This window comes from Chloroflexota bacterium (assembly GCA_014360905.1).
Taxonomy (GTDB): Bacteria; Chloroflexota; Anaerolineae; order UBA2200; family UBA2200; genus JACIWX01.
The window spans coordinates 19,943-36,031 of sequence record JACIWW010000007.1; the positions used below are offsets into that span (position 1 = coordinate 19,943).

The following is a 16,089-nucleotide window of genomic DNA, read 5'->3' on the forward strand; positions in this document are numbered from 1 at the left end:
TCCTACCTCAAAAAGTGAGCCATTAATACCAGCCCTGTTAGGATTCCCAACCCTATGCCTAAGGTCAGGCGTTCGACGGAGGAAAGTGGCTTCAGTGACAGAGAGCGGATGGTACCGTCGTATCCGCGCGCCAGCATGGCATGATAGATGCGCTCACTGCGCTCATAGCCGCGCAAGAACAAGGAGCCAACCATCCCTCCAGTAACCCGCGCTCGCCATGCTATCGTGCTGCCGCTCCTCCCCGACATAGAAGCACTGCGCGCATCGCGGGCACGCATCATACGCAGAGCCTCATCCGCCAGGACAAACAAATAACGCCACATCAAGCCAAGGATAGCCACAAGCAAACGGGGAACACCTAAAGCACGCATGGCCACCAGTATATCGGGCAAAGGCGTCGTAGCAGTGAGCAGCACTGCCATCTGCACTGCAAGCCAGGATTTGAGCGCAATGCTTAGAAACCGTTCCAGACCAGAAACCGTGATGGAAAGGAACCAACTGCCCAGAGGCACATGCACAAGTATGGAGCCCTTGGTAGTTACCAAAAGGGGCAACGCTGCCAACAGAAAGGGCAGTGCAAGAAGCGAGCGTTTCAGAGTAAAAGTAAGACCTAATTCGGAAGTTGCTGAAGCGGATAAAACGAGGGCAAAAAGGAGCACGTACGCCGGCCAAGCACCTATTGGCATGAGCGAAACGGACAGGACAAAAGCCAGGACAAGGCTTAGCTTCACCCGCGCATCGAGCAGGTGCAAAAAACTATCACCAAAACGATAGGCGTCAAGAGGGCTGATGTGCATGGCACAAACTAGGGCTCAGGATAGAGAAACATCCCTCGCTGCGGAGAGGCGCAGAGCGTCGCTCTCCGCAGCGAACGAACCCACTACTGCGCGCGCAACGACTCGCGCCGGCGGCGTCCTGCCGCAACTAGATAGGTGATAGCAAACACGATGAGTGAACCAACAATGCCAGCTACAATCGTAGCGACCGCTTCATTCGAGATCCCAGGAAACACATAGTCAGGGATAAGTTCGTAAGGCGCTTCCCGCGCAGCTTCGATAAAACCTTGCTGCTCAGCAACCCACTCCAGGCCATCGGGATGGGTCGAGGCCAAGGGGGAAAGAACCGCTAGCACGATCGCTATCGCCAATCCGACAATCCACACCCCTTTTCCACTAGGCAAATGCGCTTTCCCAGCCAAAAGCAAATCACGGCGCGCCGCATAGAGAAAAGCCAAGGCCCCAGCGGTGATCAGGCCTTCACCGACGCCGATGAGCATGTGAATCCCGCCCATGGCCGGCACGGCCACATTGGCCGGCGAAGTGCCAGATATGGCTAGTTGCAAAGCACATAGCAACGCTGCAATCACAATAGACAGCCAGCCGGCAACAAAGCCACCTGCGAATAGACCCCAACTCCTATCGCCAGCCAATCTGCGCACAGTCCAGTAAATGGCATAGCCTACCGCTACTCCCACTAGACCCATATTGACGATATTGGCGCCTAGAGCAAGCAACCCACCATCTTGAAAGAGCAAAGCCTGTGTGCCCACTACGCAGGTCATGACCAAGATAGCAGCCCACGGCCCGAGCACAATCGCCGCCAGAGCAGCGCCCACGAGGTGGCCTGATGTCCCGCCCGTGACGCTAAAGTTCAGCATCTGACCAGCAAAGATAGCCGCAGCCAGTACTCCCATCAGAGGCACCTGGCGCTCATCCAGCTCGCGATTCACCCGCCACAGTGCATAAGCCACACCGACGATGGCTACGACCCACATGAGCAGCGCTACTGGCGTAGAAAGGAAACCATCCGGGATATGCATCGGGATTGCCCCCGCTGTGGAAAATCCATCTGTGCCAATAACTGCCTTGGCTGACACAGAAGCCAACGGCTGATACAAATGAGATGTGAGCATTATAGCCTCCTTTTGCAAAGATTTACAGATGCAAATAATAACACATAACAGCGGGGCTGTCAAATCAGAGGTGCGCCTGCGCCAACAGATCAGCCCAGAACGCGTCGATCTGCTGACTAGATGCGCGACAGCGCGGTGTAAGTGGACAGTTGTAGGTGGCATAGGGAGAACAGCCCACAGATGAGGAAAACTATGCACGCCGTCTCTTTGTCGGTTGGGGCGATGTCGCCTGAGGTTTCTACTTCTTGGGACTCAGTTCATACCAGAAGTCAGCCAGATAGCCCTGTGGATCAACGTGGCATACTTGCCGGATAATTTCTGGTTTCCCATTATTGCATTTCCATTCGTATACGGTTGCTCGCCCCGTCACGTAAGCAGTAATGATGTCTGCTGTGGGATTAGCACTACATATATGCTAGTACCTGTCATACCGGGAATTTCTTGTAATTTTGGCGTATGCCCAATGTAATGATCACTGCTGGGAGAAACCCAATCAGCATTGCGGTAATCAATGAAGATGAGCCGTAGAATATCCATTGGTAAACGAACAGTACCAAGCTATCCAGAGCCCAGGCAAGTCCTCCAATTGCCCACAATGGAATTTCGTTTTTCAACCACTTCTTTGAGATGTAGAAAGTATATACTACATTGAAGACAAAAGCCACCACAAACATGAGTTGGTTCTTGATGTCGCCTGCCGCTGTATTGAAGTCGATATCAGTATCCGAAAGAAAGAAAAGCGCAAGTGAACCGATGGCATAACCGATGTAGGCAAAGCAACTGATGACAACGGCCTTGAACAATTCGGAGATCAGTCCTTTGCTTTCTTTCCGTGTATCTTGGGGCACCATGGATTGCCGTTTATCCCACAAGACCAGCAGATACGAAAAGGCCAGGGTTTGCAGCATGATTTCCGGCAAACCAATCAAGTGATACCAGAGAGGCAACTTAGTATATAAGATACCTTCTATGGAACTCGGTGCCGCGCTTGTTGTTGATAGAATCGCAAAGACAACAAAGATCAACCATAGGCTGAGCCACCCATGTTTCCTTTCCAAGATGAGGCGTCGTATTGGCCACAAAGCAACTGCAAACAACAGGCCCCTCACTGGTTGGAATAAAACCCCTAGCAGACTGCGTGAACCAAACGGGAGCATGAAATCCCGTATCACCTCCTGTTGGAAGAGCTTTGCGTAGTTCAACAAATTGGACATGATCAGCCCAAACACGAAATAGGTGAAGCAATGCACAAGGACAACTTTGATGGTGAAGCGAATGAACTCCCTAAAGGTCTCTTTTTGCATTTTTCATTCTCCTTATGATATCCGAGCTAACGACCACGAGATCATCAGCGCGGCAACTGAAGCGATGTGCCTAACAATCACCGGATCGAATGCAAACAAAAATCGACATCCATCAAGCCCTGACAGGTACACCCGCTGCAATATCTTGTTCAGCAGTCTTTTCGCGTGGCCCCACTCATCGTTTGAACACCGCGAGAATTGAGGTGCCCCATGGGAAGCGGACAGTATTCACCATAGATGCCTCAATTGAAAAAACCTTCGCGAGCAGCCTGTTTATCGGTGGTGCAGGGATGCGGTGAGTTCGCGCCAGATGCTCTCGGCGCTGTTCAGGCGTGGCCAATATAGGAGGACGGAACAGGAGTCGGCTCAATAATAGGGCTGGGCTAAGAAAGAACATGAAATAGTCTGTCCGCAGAAGTTCAAGACCGGTATGCTCAGCCAATGCTCGAAAGTCTTGCCGGCAGTAGCGTCTTTGGTGCTGTGCCAGTTCGTCGTTATATGTCCAGAATGCCTCTAATGCTGGCGTTGTCACGAAAAGCAATCCTCCTGGCCGCATGCTTTTCCTTATTTGTCGGAGAGCTTCCACATGATCTGGGATATGTTCGAGAACGTCGAGAAGGAAGACCACATCCCATTCTTCAACCCAGGGGATGTCAAGCAGATCGATCTGATAACGTGTTGCGAAAGAGCCGACTACTGCTTCAGCCAGAGATAAGGCGCGCATGGAGCTATCGCCTAGGGCGAGTTTTTGAAACATGCCCGGGGCATGAGCGCGTAGGTATTCGAGCCACCCACCACATCCTCCTCCTATATCAATCGCACGCAGATTGTTTGCGGCACCAAATTGTTGGGAAATCTCCTTCTTCAATACGTTCAGCAACAGTTTGTGACGTCCATAGTACCAAAAGTGCTCACGCTGCATCTGGATGAGCACTGCGAATATCTGCTCGTCATACTCATCATCTCGATGATGAGGGCGTCGGTGTGGGACAAAGATACCTTGTTCTTGGGTGAACTCCGCTTCATGAATCATCCTGGCTTCTTGTCATCTAGATTTTTTGCATCAGCCGTCCAACGGTTTGCGGCTTAGCCGCCCCGCGGAGCGCAGCGGAGCGGCGTCAGGTGGAAGCGCTTGTGGTTAACAGTCCCAAGGTGTTGAGAATCTCTTTTAGACCTTGTACCTGACTCAATGCTCGTTGGAGATCTCGAACCTCGAAATATCTCACAGCGTTCCGGAAACCTTCATCCAATGATGCTATCTCACGCCTGAATTGATCCAGTTCGCCCTTCGATGAGACTATGACCACTTTCTGAATGGTTGGATCACGCCTGATTCGTTGTAGGTTCAAGATGACAGAATCACGACTCCCCTTCCTATGTACCTCAAAAGCATAGGAAATAGTGCCTAGATTCGCCACGCGGCTTCTCCAAATTGCGTCAATGCGGCATCCTGGCATAACGCTAAACTCTCGCTGCACGTCAAACCCGAGGCCATCCCCCAGTTCAATGACTTGAGCCACCACGACGTCATGCTCAAAGTCTTCGGTCTCTACGGGCGACACTATTGGTGCCCCCATCGAGATTTCTGGGCGTGTCTCCTCAAGGGAGATGTAATACAATAAAAAGTACAATTTGAACAAGTCGTCAAACTCTGGATCTACCCTCGCGACTTGGCCGCGCACATCTTGGACCAACTTGCAGTAAGACGCGTACTGCGCCCCGCTAATCTGCGCTGATTTCGGCAGTCGTGATTTATCAACTCCAAGGGTTATCAATCCCTGCCTGCTCCTGCTGTTCCAAATAGGATACTGTGTATGGTCATGATGTGCCAGAATCTCTGAAATACAGGCCGCTCCCATCATGCGAACGCTCTTCTTGACTTTGTCAAATCGCTCTGGAAGAGGATCCGTTCCATACAGGAGTTGCTTGAACGCAGTGCGAATTGCCGGCAATCCGGAACGAAGCATCTCTTGGAGAAGCCAGTCCTTGTTTGTCCAGCCGTTAAAAGCCCAGAGAGCATGGATCAACTCGCGCAATACACCTTCATCAAGACTGTCAATCTGCTGCTCCGAGAAGTAGCGAGCGAAGAACGCATCCTTATCCTGCCGCTCTTTCTGCCACTGCTCACCCTCTGTTTGAAGGAAACTACGGAAGCGGGGCAAAAGGCTTCTTAGTAGATCATTGTTGATCGGTTTCACGTTGTACCTCCTAATGAACTGCTGATTTCATCCATTTGTTCAAGCCGATTGGGCGCGCCGTTAGTGCGGACGCTGCGCGTCCGCGCTAACGGCTTGCGCTTCACCTGCGCCGCGGAGCGCAGCGGAGCGGCGTCAGGTGGAAGCGCTTGTTCGGCGGCCTGACCTTGTGCACATTTTTACTCAATGTTCCCAGCCACTATGTTCAAGCACGCCAGCCATGCGCGCATGGCATCCCATGCCTCTTGCTCGTCGGTAAGCGGAGCTTCAACATGGGCGACGCGCGTGTTGCGGAATTCGTTGACTTGTGACAAGAGTTCACAAAGTGCACCGAACCGCGCTGCTGAGAACCGCCGCCTGACTTCTTCCCATATCCCATGAACGTCATCTCTACCCTGGCGGGCGTACTCCAGGCAAAAGAGGAACGTCCCCAAACGCTGGATCGAGCGCCCGAAGACCAGATTGTCACGCAGATAACGCTGATTCTTCTCCAACAGTGCCCGCTCGCGTTGGGGCAGATGCTCCAGGCTGGGATTGAAGAAGGCGATGGACGCCTCTTTGTCTGGCGGGATAACGGGCTTCAGGTATTTTGCCAAGACACGTAGGGCATATTCTTCCAATGGACCGAGCAGGGGCTGGAAGGCGTGGGCAAAAGTAGGCTGGCGCGAGCGAATGGCATGATCGAGCAGTAACACGGCCTGACGCATCACGCTCTCAACCTCGACGGGCGGGTGCGTGATGCCGGCTTCCCGCAACACCCGCTCGAACAACGTTTCAGCCTGAGACTGGGCGGTGGCTTCTTCCAGGGGCAAAGCAAGTTGCCGCGTTTCCCACTCGTTCAGCAAAGTCTTGAGCGATGGCTCGCAGGCGCGGGCCAATTCAGCGATGGTCGTGGCTGCCTCCTGCTGGAAAAGGTGATACGGCACATAGAGATAGTGCCAGCGCGTCTGCTTGCCGGAAGCGACCTTGCACCATTCAACGGCGGCACTGGCCTTGAGTGGGACCATCTCGTCCTGGCGGCCTTTGAGTTCCACCAGGTAATGATCGCCATCTTGGGTACGCACGAAAAAGTCAGGGACATAGAGCGCACGCTGCCCATCCGGCCTGAGATAGTCAATCATCAATTTCTGCGGTCCGGCATTCTTGGCAAAGGCGGCCACGTCCTGCGCCGTTTCGAGAAAGTCGGTAAATCCCTGCTCAAAATCGTTGTCGCAGGGCACGAGGTTGAACATGGTGCGCTGGGCAGGCAAAGCGGGACGTTTGTCGTGGCTGGTGGCCTGATAAGGCTTCCAGGTGGAAAGGCGTTGTCCGCGGCTGACGCGCTGGCGTTTCTGCTTGCGCACCGTCTTTTGCAGAATCAGTGGCGTGAATGTGGCGCGGATGTGCTCCATCACGTCCAGGTCGCGCATGCGGTGATCCACTTCCCCGCTATAGAGGTCAACCGGACGTTCAAACAGTACCTCGGCAAGAAAACGCTCCACCAACGGCGCGAGCGCCTGATGAGGGTTGGAGACGCGGCAGGTGCGGCCCAACATCTGCGCAAAGTAAGCCGGGGCCGACCAGGCGTTATTCAACAGGCCGGCATCCAGCCGCATGGTTGCCACAATCTCATCGGTGAACAGGTGCCGCTCTTTGTACTCAATCGGCCCTTCCCTTTTCTGGCCGATTGGCAGCGGCTTGAACCCGGCCAGAAAGGCGTCGCGCACCTCTTCGAAGGTCAACCCCTGCAGTTCCTGCGTGGTTTCGATGGCGTCGGAAACCAGCGGAATCTCGATCTCCAGCGCCTCCACGTCTTTGTGCTCGTGATCCACAAAGATCGTGACAGTTTGTTTGAATACCTCGCGCACGGGCAGGACGGCGATGTCCAACCCTTCCTGGGTTAGTTCGTCTTCGTAGAGTTTGCGGAAAGCCGGATGCTCAATCACGGTGACCAGCTCCGGCGTATCACCGAGCGGGAACATGCGGCGCAGGCCGCGCCCCAGGGTTTGTTCCGGCAGGATGCCTGATTTGGCCGAGTAGGGGCGCAGCGGTACGATGGTGGTCACGTTGCGCACGTCCCAACCCTCGCGCAACATCATCACCGAGACCACACAGCGAAATTTGCTATCGGGGCTGTCCAGTTCACGGGACATCTCACGCAGTGCACGCAGGTCGTCCGGCTTCATGGCCGTTTCGTTTTCCACGAACTCCTTGAACGTTCGACCCCCGCGCAAGACCGTCTTGACCCGCCCCCTGAGCCGGGTGTGAATGTTCAACACACGCCCCTTGAGCAATGGAAAGGCGTTGCTGTCCAGATAATCGGCGATTTCGTTCGCCGCAGCGGCATCTTCTGTCATCACGAACAAGATCGGCTTGCGCACCTTGTGCAATTCGTCGTAGGTCTTGAGATAGCGCTCATAGCCCAGTTGCAGATGCATGTGATAGCGCTCGTGGGCGGGCGTTTTTTTGTCGCCGCGCACCACCAGTTCATCCGACTCGCCCAGCACCGGCACCTTGACGATGCCTGCGTCTACGGCCTCGCCCAGGGGAAAATCCACGACGATATGGCGAAAGAGCGATCCGTCGTTGTGCTTGGGCGTGGCGGTAAAGTCCAGTTGCGCGCACAAGCCCCGATTGCCGCGCTTCAGGCTTTCCTCGTGCAGCGCTTCGATGGCGCGGTTCCAGGCGAGATCGGGGTCATGCAGGTGATGGGCTTCGTCGTTGAGCGCCATCAGACGCGAATGGGAGGTTATGCGCTGGCGTAGGCTTTCGCCAGTGTCCAGCGCCCGGCCGCGTACCACCGGCGGACCAAAGATCGCGTCCGCCCCTATCTCACGCGGCGCGTCGCCCCCGTTGTCGCGGCTGGGGTAGAGGCGGTGGATGTTGGTCAGGTAGATGGCGCCGGTCGTCGTCGCGCCGCCCGGTTCGTCTTGCAGCACCACCTGCATCTGAAAGTCGCTGCGCCACTCGTCGGGGATGAGCGGGTCCTGATAGAAGATGGCGCAGTTCTCGAAATCATCTTTCAGGCGCTCATAGACGGTCAGGTTGGGCGCGATGACCACAAAGTGGCGCGCCAGGTCGGAGTCCGGTTCGTAGAGGCTGTGGAAGTAGCTCCACACGATGGCCAGGCTCATGATCTTGGTCTTGCCGGCGCCGGTGGCGATCTTGGCGCAGTACTTTGCCCAGCAGTCTTGCTCCGGCGGGATGCCCAGAGCCAGGTCAGCCAGTTGATTGTCGCCAAACTCGAACAGCAGTTCGGCCACGTTGCGCACGCGGCGCAGTTCGTACAGGTAGATGAAGGTCTCGATGGCCTCCCGCTGTGCCCAGTGATAGCGGAAGGGAACCACGTCTCCCGCATCCGTCTTGACCAGATGTTCGTTATTGAACCAGTGCTGGAGCAGCGCCCGCGAGGTGTCGCTGACGCCGGCATAGCCGCCGCGCCGCCAGGCGTCCACCTCGGCGCGAATGGCGCGCACGAGGGGCACCTTGCTGGGCCGTCGCCCGGGCGCGATGATCGCCGGCTCGCCCGGCGTTGGGTTGGGCAGGCGGTGCAGCGTCGGCTCTTCCCACGGCTTGAAGAGCGGCTCCAGGGCCGATGCGTTCTGCTGGGTGATCTCGAAGGGCATGGCTACACCTCCTTTGGATTGCTGAAGCCTCGCTTCAGCAATCCACATCTGGAACGTTTACCCGATCATAAGGAACAGCCGTCAGCTTCTTGCGAAAGTCATCCGATGCATGGGCCTTGAACCAGGCTGCGGAGCAGAAAGGATATTGCTCGGCAACCGGAACCAGGCCATGTTTAACCGGGTTGTTGTGGACATAGTTCAAACGCGCATCATAGCTCTTTTCATACGTCAGACAGGTATCCCAATACTGAAACCAGACCCGCCGGCCTGGAGTGCGGTCTAATTCATTCACCAGACGCGCCGATTGGGAGTGCAAGCGTTGAATCAGCCGTTTGAGCGACGTCCCATCCTCAGGGGCACGGGCAATGAAATGGTAGTGATTGACAAACAATGCCCAGGCTTCGAGTTCCCACCCGTGGGCCAGCATGACCTCGAACAGGGTGTTCTGGAGCAGGACGAGCTTGGCGGCAGTGTCAAAGATGCGCTGTTTGTGGAGGGTTGAGGCGGTGACGATGTAGAGAGCGTTGGGCACAAAGAGGTGCAGCGGCCCATGTGGCCAGGTACCGATTTGAATGGAGTCTGTCATGCCCATCTCCTGAACTTTTTGGGCTTTTTGGACTGCGGAAGTCAAACTTCCGCATTCCAAATGGCTTCAATCTTAAACCTCCACATCCAGCACAATGGTCGTATCCACGCCAAAGACGTCAATCACCTTGACCGCAATTTGATGCTTGCCGGGTGTTTCATAGTGCCACCCGATGTCGGTGCGCGTCTTGAGCGAGCGGTCTTTGCGCGTGCGAAAGTCCTGCCAGTGGTGTTCAAAGGGCTTGTCGGGGGCATAGTCAAAGTCCACCGCCCAAAAGTCAATGAAGTCGAACGGCGAGCGGATCGCCCGCTCGCGCAGGGCGGCTAGTTCGGCCTCGGGCGCCTCGGCCAGGGCGGGGGTAAAGCGCAGCAGTTCCACGTCCACTTTGGACTTTTTGGACTGCTGAAGCCTTGCTTCAGCAGTCCATATGACCCGGGCTTCCAGCGCGCCGGCCTCGAAGAACTGCACCTCGGTGCGGTTGGGCTCCATGATCTCGCGGGGGATGTACTTCAGGCGGATGCTGACGCCGGTCTCGGCCTCCAGCGCCTCCTTCTTGCGGCTCAGTTCCATCTCGAACTCCCAGGCCAGGCAGTGCACCTCGCGCCCGCCGACGCTGCGCACCGCCTCGGCCACGGCGCGCAGTTCCTCGTGGGAGAAGATGCTGTCTATTTGATCCACGTGGACGTAGGCCGCGCCCTTCTTGCCGTGCAGGAGCGGATGAGGCGGTTGTGCCTTGCCCTCACCCCCGGCCCCTCTCCCGATGGGAGAGGGGAGAAAGGGGGCGGCCTTGTAGAATTGCAGCACGATGCGGCGGTGCTCGCCATCGGCGCCCTTGAGGCGGTCCATCTGCCACCACTGACGCTCGTAACGCCCCAGGTTATAGACGTCAAAGGAGCGGTAGGGCTTGCCCTGCTCGTGCAGTTCGCGCTGGACTTGAATGAGCCGCTTGCGGGTGGTATGGATGGCGTAGCGTCCCAGGTCCACGCCGATCCAGCGCCGGCCGAGCTTCTCGGCGACGGCGAGGGTGGTGCCGCTGCCGCAGAAGAAGTCTGCTACTAGTCCACCTTCCCCGGAACAAACGCCTATGACTTGTTTAAGCAACGCCTCTGGTTTCTGCGTGTTGAATCCGGTTCGTTCTGTCTTGTCGTTTTGTCCAGGGATGTTTATTCTCCAAACGTCGCCCTTGACTTTCCCCATAGGATGGTAGTAGTGAGCTTTGCTCGCCGGAATGTTGATATCTGGGCTGTATGGCTCTCGTGCATCCTCGACTTCGGTCTCCATAAATGCCATATCAGCATTCTTGCCATATCGAAAAATCGTATCGTGCCGTTTCCCAAAACCGTTCTGCGCTCTCGGCCCGCTGTTGTAGAACCATATGATTTCGTTGAGCAGTTGATCGCCGAAAATTTCTTCTAGCACTAGCCGAACAAGGCTATTAACTCTGTAGTCAACATGAACAAAAATGTTCCCGTTCTCGCTGAGCAGGTCGCGCATCAGGACCAGCCGCTCGTACATCATGTGCAGGTAGGAGTCGGTCCCCTTGCCCCAGGTGTCGCGGTAGGCCACCGCCTCCAGGATGGACTGCTCCTTCTGCAGCGCCTCGCCCTCTTCGCCGATCTGCACCTGCATGGTAAAGTCGGCGCCCACGTCGAAGGGCGGATCAATGTAGATGAGGTCAATCTTGCCGCGGAACTCTTCCAGCAGAGCGGCCATCACCAGCTTGTTATCGCCCCAGATGAGCATGTTGCGCCAGTCGTCGCGGTGGGCGCTGCGGCGAAACTCTGCGTCATCAAAGGGCAGGCCCAACTGGCGCGCCTGGGCTTTGCGGGCGTCGCGGGGCTGGTCAATGGTCTCGATGCGCTGCAGGGGCAGCGGAGAAGCGGGCAGGCGCACCGGGCGGCGGTTGCCGTACTCGTCGTATTTGCCCTCCCAGACCAGTTCGGTCTTCATACGGGAAAGCGGGTGTGGGTTTTGGGGTCCCCAGTCGGTCATCTTCTCGCACTCCTTGAGGCTGATGTGATGGGTCGGGAGTCAACAGGCCGCCGAACGGCTTGCGCTTCACCTGCGCCGCGCAGCGCAGCGGAGCGGCGTCAGGTGCAAGCGCGTGTTGGGCGGCAGACAAGGTCATCTTTGTATAATTATGGAGCAGGCGTGCCCAAACTCCTCTGTATTTCATTAAACTGTTCTTGGAGCATAGGCCCAAGGACTATGCCGGCGAAACTACAAACCGCCAAAATCGAGAATAGTCCTCCTAGCACAATTCCTGCGATTGCCATTCCTTGTCCCTTCTTCTCTTGTCTCTTTTTGATTCTGGAGAGGGCTTTCACTCCAGTCACAACTGCGACTATCCCGAAGGAGACCATACTTACATAAGTAGCCATTAGTGAATTCAACAGAGAACCGAGTATGGTTGGGACAATGAGAGCTGCCAGACACCCGAATATCAAGCTTGTTTTGGCTAATCCATATGGATTTCCAAAATCATTCTCCTGAGAAGAAGGTAATTCTGCTCCGCATGATTTGCATTTCCAAGCTACGTCCAAGTTTTCTGTTTGGCAATTAGGACACGGTTTCATCTTTTCTAACCTCCACTTTCTTTTGTCTTCCATAGACCAAACAAGATGCCGATTAATCCAATGACGCTTATCCAGAGGCCGAAACGAGGTTCTGTGTAGGTAATGCGCCACTGGTTCAGCCACTTAATCTCGATAAAGAACAGAACAAATGGTAGTAGACCGGCGACTGTCAAGAGGAGTTGCACTACAAGAATGGACAAAGGTGAATGTCTGTTGATGAACACCAAAGATAATATCCCGCATACTAAAGCCATTGCTATGGGTATATAGTAAGCCCAATGTAGATGGGCATATTGTTTCGACAAACCCCCTGATGCGATAGCATATCCAGTACTTCTAATCCCAAAGCCGCCGTAGTAGTAGGTCGTTTCCCACGGCAACATAAAGCCAATTGCGGTTACTATACTTGAAATAACTACGAATATATTGCCCGAATTCAATCGTTGGACTTGGCCGCTCATAGATTCAACTCCTGATCTTGGGTTGTCTGCCGCCCAACTATTGATTATACGGATTCCGCAATTTGCCCCATATTGGAGAGATATGCGGATTCCGTATATCCATCTTAAATGTTGACTTTTGCGGAATTGCAGGCTACAATAGAAACTACTTTTTATTTTATTCCAAGGGACCAGAAATGTCAAATTTATCGCCAAAGCCAGCCCAAGCTTCATCCTCTCCGAAACTCTTAGACCGCGTACGAGAGGCACTGCGTCGCAAGCACTATTCTTACCGCACAGAACAGGCCTACTTGCTCTGGATTAAGCGTTTTATCCTCTTCTACAACCCTGGTCTGAGCCCAGCGAACGTCAAACGTCACCCGAAAGAAATGGGCGCTTCGGAAGTTGAAGCCTTTCTCACTCATCTAGCCGTGAAGGAAAACGTCGCCGCCTCTACTCAGAATCAGGCCCTTAGTGCGTTGCTGTTCCTATACCAAGAGGTGCTCCATAAGGACCTAGGCCCTATTGATGCTTTACGTGCGAAAAAGCCCAAACGCTTACCCACTGTCCTCACCAAAGATGAGGTGCGCTGGGTCATCAGCCACCTGTCCGGCCCCCACCAATTGATGGCCAAACTGCTCTATGGCTCTGGTCTACGCCTGATGGAATGCCTGCGTCTGCGCGTTAAGGACCTGGACTTTGACCACCGCACCATCATCGTGCGGGATGGCAAGGGAGCCGAAGATAGAGTGACGATGTTGCCCGCTAGCCTTATCATCTCATTACAGGAACACCTGCAGTACGTAAAACGCTTGTATGAGCAAGACTTGGCCAAAGGCTACGGTGCTGTCTACCTGCCCAACGCCCTGGCACGCAAATACCCCAATGCGGAGCGCGAGTGGGGCTGGCAATACGTTTTTCCCTCAGCACGCCTATCCGTGGACCCCCACAGTGGCCTCGTGCGTCGCCATCACCTGGACGAGAGCGGCTTACAAAAGGCAGTTCGAGAGGCAGCTCGCCAGGCTGGCATCATCAAACCAGTCGGGCCTCATACTTTCCGCCACTCCTTTGCCACTCACCTCCTCCAAAACGGCTATGACATCCGCACCGTCCAGGAACTTCTCGGCCACAAGGATGTGCGCACGACCATGATCTACACCCACGTCCTACAACGCGGCGGCATGGCTATGCGCAGCCCGCTGGATTTGATAGAAGATGATCCAAAGATAGGGGAGAGAACGCCTTGACCACCGCTTGTGCTCCGGGCAAAGTAATCCTGTTTGGCGAGCATGCCGTCGTGTATGGCCGACCAGCGATCGCTGTGCCGGTGACGCAGGTGCGTGCTTGCGCCACTGTGGAGGATGCAAGCAAGGGCGAGGGGTTCTGCATTCATGCCATTGATCTGCGCTTACAGCACCGCATTGGCAGTCCCATTTCTGCCGAGCATCCCGCTTATCACCTCGAAGCCACCGTGCAGCATACCCTGCTGCGCTTGGGAATAGCACATACCCCAGACCTCACCTTGACGGTCTCTTCCACAGTGCCCATCGCCCGCGGCATGGGCAGTGGCGCTGCCGTTGCCACGGCCATCGTCCGCGCTCTGGCACAGCACTTGGGAAAGCCCCTCTCCCCACAGGAAGTGTCCGAACTGGTGTACCAGACCGAGGTCATCCACCACGGCACACCCAGCGGCATAGACAACACGGTCATCGCCTTCGAGCGGCCGGTCTATTTCATCAAGGGGCGACCTATTGAGATCGTGCAGGTGAAGCGCCCCTTCTGGCTGGTCATCGGCGACACGGGCATTCGCGGTTCCACCAAGGAGGTCGTGAGCGATGTGCGTCGTGCCTGGCAGGCAGAGCCCGACCGCTACGAAGCTCTGTTCGACCGTATTGGAGCCGTTGCTATGCAAGCCAGGGGGGCGATCGAAAGCGGCGAAGTGGAGACATTAGGCAATTTGATGAACGAGAACCAGGAACTGTTGCGGGCTATTGGCGTTTCTTCGCCGGAGCTAGAGACACTCATCCATGCTGCACGCCAAACGGGAGCGCTTGGCGCCAAACTGTGCGGTGCAGGACGTGGAGGGAACATGATCGCCCTGGTTCACCGCAAAGAGGCAAAGCCCGTGGCTGCAGCCGTTCGTGAGGCGGGTGCGGTGAATGTTATCGTCAGTGAGGTCAAGCCCAGCAGTACCATCCCCTAGACTTGCGAAATTGACCATATTACCCTCTTGGGTTATAGTTGCTAACCGTTTGATCATGGGGGAAGGAGCTATGCATGTTGATCGGCATTGACGCCAGTCGCGCTGTCTCTGCAGAGAGGACAGGCACCGAGAACTATTCCCTGTTCCTCATCCGTGCCCTGCTCACGCTGGATCAGAAGAACCGCTATCGCCTATACTTCAACCAACCACCTGACTCTGCGCTTTTCCCAACCGCGGAGAACATAGAGGCCAAGGCGATGCCCTTCCCCAGGTTGTGGACGCATGTTCGGCTTTCCTGGGAAATGGCAACGCGCGCACCGGATGTGCTCTTCATCCCAGCGCATGTGCTTCCGCTGGTGCACCCGCGCCGTAGCGTGGTAACCGTGCACGATCTAGGCTATCTCTACTACCCGCAGGCGTACACACTATGGGCGAGGTGGTACCTGCGGTGGTCCACGGCCTATAATGCCAGGGCTGCAGCGCACATTATCGCAGACTCAAAGGCAACCAAACGAGACCTGCTCCATCATTGTCAAGCCCCGCCTGAGAAGATAACCGTCATTTATCCCGGATACAACCCTGACTTTGCTCCTGTGCGCGATCCCGCCCGACTGGCCTCGGTGCGCGAGCGTTATGGGATCCCCTCTACATACGTCCTATATGTCGGGACATTGCAGCCACGCAAGAATCTGATGGGGTTGCTCGACGCCTTCGCAGTCTTGGTGAAGCAGGGCAAGGAAATCCATCTGGTCATCGCCGGAAAGAAGGGATGGTTATACGAGCCTCTCTTCGCCCACGTTCGGCAGTTAGGGCTGGAAGAATGGATTCACTTTACTGGCTATGTGCCGCAAGAAGACTTGCCGGTCTTGCTCAGCGGGGCGCGTGTGTTCGTCCTGCCAAGCTTCTACGAGGGCTTTGGGTTACCTATCTTGGAAGCAATGGCCTGCGGCACGCCGGTAGTCTGCTCGAACATCTCATCCCTGCCGGAAGTAGCCGGAGATGCGGCCATTCTGGTGAATCCCCACGATACTGCGGAACTTGCACAAGCACTGGGGCAAATCCTGGATGATGATGATCTCCACCATCGGCTAGCCCAGAGAGGGCTACATCAGGTATGTCAATTCCCGTGGGAAAAATGTGCCCAGCAGACGCTGCAAGTTCTGGAAGGCGTTGGGCGATTGCCTTAGCATGTGGCCCTTTGTGTCAAAGCAACTCGAAACCATTCACCTCTTCCGTTTTACGCTTTACACTTTATTTTCGTGCCTACT

General features: G+C 55.4%; 13 protein-coding genes. 3 read left to right on the top strand and 10 right to left on the bottom strand.

Features of this window, described 5'->3' with window-relative positions; genetic code table 11:
* Positions 1–2: 2 nt before the first annotated feature.
* The 10 genes from cbiQ to H5T67_04695 all read right to left on the bottom strand — a co-directional run bounded on the left by cbiQ (position 3) and on the right by H5T67_04695 (position 12,639).
* Entirely contained in the window at positions 3–752 is a 750-nt protein-coding gene (gene cbiQ / locus H5T67_04650) for a cobalt ECF transporter T component CbiQ (protein MBC7244605.1), read from the bottom strand.
* Between the two features lie 128 nt (positions 753–880).
* Positions 881–1,819, bottom strand: coding sequence for an energy-coupling factor ABC transporter permease (locus tag H5T67_04655; GenBank protein ID MBC7244606.1), 939 nt, complete (start codon positions 1,817–1,819; stop codon positions 881–883).
* Between the two features lie 518 nt (positions 1,820–2,337).
* A complete protein-coding gene (locus H5T67_04660) occupies positions 2,338–3,216 on the bottom strand; it encodes a hypothetical protein (protein MBC7244607.1) in 879 nt (292 codons plus the stop codon).
* Between the two features lie 175 nt (positions 3,217–3,391).
* A complete protein-coding gene (locus tag H5T67_04665; protein ID MBC7244608.1) occupies positions 3,392–4,249 on the bottom strand; it encodes a class I SAM-dependent methyltransferase in 858 nt (285 codons plus the stop codon).
* Between the two features lie 85 nt (positions 4,250–4,334).
* A complete protein-coding gene (locus H5T67_04670; GenBank protein ID MBC7244609.1) occupies positions 4,335–5,414 on the bottom strand; it encodes a hypothetical protein in 1,080 nt (359 codons plus the stop codon).
* Positions 5,415–5,590: 176 nt separating this feature from the next.
* Positions 5,591–9,016 (bottom strand): DEAD/DEAH box helicase family protein, encoded by a 3,426-nt coding sequence (locus H5T67_04675; protein ID MBC7244610.1) that lies wholly within the window; start codon positions 9,014–9,016, stop codon positions 5,591–5,593.
* A 34-nt stretch (positions 9,017–9,050) separates the two neighbouring features.
* Positions 9,051–9,602 (bottom strand): transposase, encoded by a 552-nt coding sequence (locus tag H5T67_04680; protein ID MBC7244611.1) that lies wholly within the window; start codon positions 9,600–9,602, stop codon positions 9,051–9,053.
* A gap of 72 nt (positions 9,603–9,674) precedes the next feature.
* Complete coding sequence (locus H5T67_04685; GenBank protein ID MBC7244612.1) at positions 9,675–11,594, bottom strand: site-specific DNA-methyltransferase; 1,920 nt, start codon at positions 11,592–11,594, stop codon at positions 9,675–9,677.
* Between the two features lie 146 nt (positions 11,595–11,740).
* The gene (locus H5T67_04690; GenBank protein MBC7244613.1) at positions 11,741–12,178 is read right to left on the bottom strand and encodes a DUF4190 domain-containing protein; all 438 of its coding nucleotides are present in this window, start codon (positions 12,176–12,178) and stop codon (positions 11,741–11,743) included.
* Positions 12,179–12,183: 5 nt separating this feature from the next.
* The gene (locus tag H5T67_04695; GenBank protein ID MBC7244614.1) at positions 12,184–12,639 is read right to left on the bottom strand and encodes a hypothetical protein; all 456 of its coding nucleotides are present in this window, start codon (positions 12,637–12,639) and stop codon (positions 12,184–12,186) included.
* A 176-nt stretch (positions 12,640–12,815) separates the two neighbouring features.
* On the opposite strand from H5T67_04695, the gene H5T67_04700 reads away from it, so the two are divergent.
* The 3 genes from H5T67_04700 (at position 12,816) to H5T67_04710 (ending at position 16,008) form a co-directional block, all read left to right on the top strand.
* Complete coding sequence (locus H5T67_04700; GenBank protein MBC7244615.1) at positions 12,816–13,865, top strand: integron integrase; 1,050 nt, start codon at positions 12,816–12,818, stop codon at positions 13,863–13,865.
* Positions 13,862–14,821, top strand: a complete 960-nt coding sequence (mvk, locus tag H5T67_04705; GenBank protein ID MBC7244616.1) for a mevalonate kinase — start codon at positions 13,862–13,864, stop codon at positions 14,819–14,821. Before H5T67_04700 ends, mvk begins: the two co-directional genes overlap by 4 nt.
* A gap of 74 nt (positions 14,822–14,895) precedes the next feature.
* On the top strand, positions 14,896–16,008 hold the full coding sequence (locus tag H5T67_04710; protein MBC7244617.1) for a glycosyltransferase family 4 protein: 1,113 nt from the start codon (positions 14,896–14,898) through the stop codon (positions 16,006–16,008).
* Positions 16,009–16,089 lie beyond the last annotated feature (81 nt).

Bases quoted from the DNA above. Each gene is read 5' to 3' on its own strand.
- H5T67_04695 (MBC7244614.1), bottom strand. From the start codon at position 12,639: ATGAGCGGCCAAGTCCAACGATTGAATTCGGGCAATATATTCGTAGTT.
- H5T67_04685 (MBC7244612.1), bottom strand. From the start codon at position 11,594: ATGACCGACTGGGGACCCCAAAACCCACACCCGCTTTCCCGTATGAAG.
- H5T67_04690 (MBC7244613.1), bottom strand. From the start codon at position 12,178: ATGAAACCGTGTCCTAATTGCCAAACAGAAAACTTGGACGTAGCTTGG.
- H5T67_04675 (MBC7244610.1), bottom strand. From the start codon at position 9,016: ATGCCCTTCGAGATCACCCAGCAGAACGCATCGGCCCTGGAGCCGCTC.
- H5T67_04660 (MBC7244607.1), bottom strand. From the start codon at position 3,216: ATGCAAAAAGAGACCTTTAGGGAGTTCATTCGCTTCACCATCAAAGTT.
- H5T67_04710 (MBC7244617.1), top strand. From the start codon at position 14,896: ATGTTGATCGGCATTGACGCCAGTCGCGCTGTCTCTGCAGAGAGGACA.
- H5T67_04700 (MBC7244615.1), top strand. From the start codon at position 12,816: ATGTCAAATTTATCGCCAAAGCCAGCCCAAGCTTCATCCTCTCCGAAA.
- H5T67_04655 (MBC7244606.1), bottom strand. From the start codon at position 1,819: ATGCATATCCCGGATGGTTTCCTTTCTACGCCAGTAGCGCTGCTCATG.
- H5T67_04680 (MBC7244611.1), bottom strand. From the start codon at position 9,602: ATGACAGACTCCATTCAAATCGGTACCTGGCCACATGGGCCGCTGCAC.
- H5T67_04665 (MBC7244608.1), bottom strand. From the start codon at position 4,249: ATGATTCATGAAGCGGAGTTCACCCAAGAACAAGGTATCTTTGTCCCA.